Source organism: Companilactobacillus crustorum JCM 15951, from assembly GCF_001434585.1.
Lineage (GTDB): Bacteria > Bacillota > Bacilli > Lactobacillales > Lactobacillaceae > Companilactobacillus > Companilactobacillus crustorum.
Window position 1 is genome coordinate 1 of the sequence record NZ_AZDB01000086.1, and the last position, 664, is coordinate 664.

2 protein-coding genes are annotated in these 664 nt (G+C 29.5%); both read right to left on the minus strand.

The annotated features are described in order from the left end of the window. Positions 1–206: BspA family leucine-rich repeat surface protein (locus tag FD26_RS10985; RefSeq protein WP_162254853.1), on the minus strand; the 206-nt coding region annotated here is incomplete at its 3' end. Between the two features lie 23 nt (positions 207–229). Continuing rightward, positions 230–439, minus strand: a complete 210-nt coding sequence (locus FD26_RS10760) for a hypothetical protein (protein ID WP_057868412.1) — start codon at positions 437–439, stop codon at positions 230–232. Positions 440–664 lie beyond the last annotated feature (225 nt).

The window sequence follows — 664 nt, forward strand, 5'->3', positions numbered from 1 at the left end:
AAACTGGACAAGTTTAAATTTGTTAGTTTGCTTGTCTCGCAAAACATACCTGACATATCAGTAACTTTTCTGGTATCAAAACTAGATAAATCTAAATTTGTTAGCGACTTTGCTCTGAAAAACATAGATGACATGTTGGTAACTTTGCTAGTATTAATATTTTTTAAGCCATCGATTTCAGTTAAATAATAAAGATCTTGGAACATAGATGAGGAGTTCTCTGGAAATGTTAATGGTCCCGTGATATTAATTTTTTTAATATCTCGGCCATAATTTTCCCATCTTCCCCTAATCCTTTAGAACCTATGACTCCTTTGATAGGAGTTGTTTGTGTCGTATCATCTGAAGAATTTATTGCATCTGCTTTTATTATTTGATTTGTGCCAATTGTTAACACTATCAAAGCAATGGCACTGAATAAAGATATTTTAAATTTCATTATATCCCCCTTTATATAATAAATTTGATTATCTATTGATAAGTATAATAATTTTCCTAGATAATTACAGTGCCTTGAACAAACTATTTGAAATAGCCTAATTGCTAGGCACAGCACAATAAACAGATTTCTTTAAAGAAAAATGGATTGTCTCCCGTAGAATACGAGGAACAATCCATGATTTTTTAAAATTTAGAAAAATATAACTAATTATTATTGTAAAGG

Bases quoted from the DNA above. Each gene is read 5' to 3' on its own strand.
- FD26_RS10760 (WP_057868412.1), bottom strand. From the start codon at position 439: ATGAAATTTAAAATATCTTTATTCAGTGCCATTGCTTTGATAGTGTTA.